Raw genomic sequence first — 262 nt, forward strand, 5'->3', positions numbered from 1 at the left:
TGAGGCGCCTGGCCGCAGACAGGCTTCGACCAGTCGTCGCTTGTCCGCCGGGTCGAAGCTTCGCTTGCCGCCGACACCGACACGCGTCACACGCAAGGGCAAAAAGCTCAGGTCATCTTCTGTCATGGATTGCGTCGTAAGCACCCGGGGAAGGCATCTTGACGGGGGCAATCGCTGAAACGATCAAGCAGCGGTCCGCGTCCAGCGATGAGGAAGCAGTTGCGCGATGTCGGCGGCACGGTGTGTCGGCAATCGCGTCAAC

1 pseudogene is annotated in these 262 nt (G+C 62.6%); it reads right to left on the minus strand.

What is annotated here, in order from left to right:
* A pseudogene (locus FSO04_RS48185) lies at positions 1-126 on the minus strand (IS66-like element accessory protein TnpA); the annotation flags it as partial.
* Between the last annotated feature and the right edge of the window lie 136 nt (positions 127-262).

It is taken from the genome of Paraburkholderia madseniana, assembly GCF_009690905.1.
Classification (GTDB): domain Bacteria; phylum Pseudomonadota; class Gammaproteobacteria; order Burkholderiales; family Burkholderiaceae; genus Paraburkholderia; species Paraburkholderia madseniana.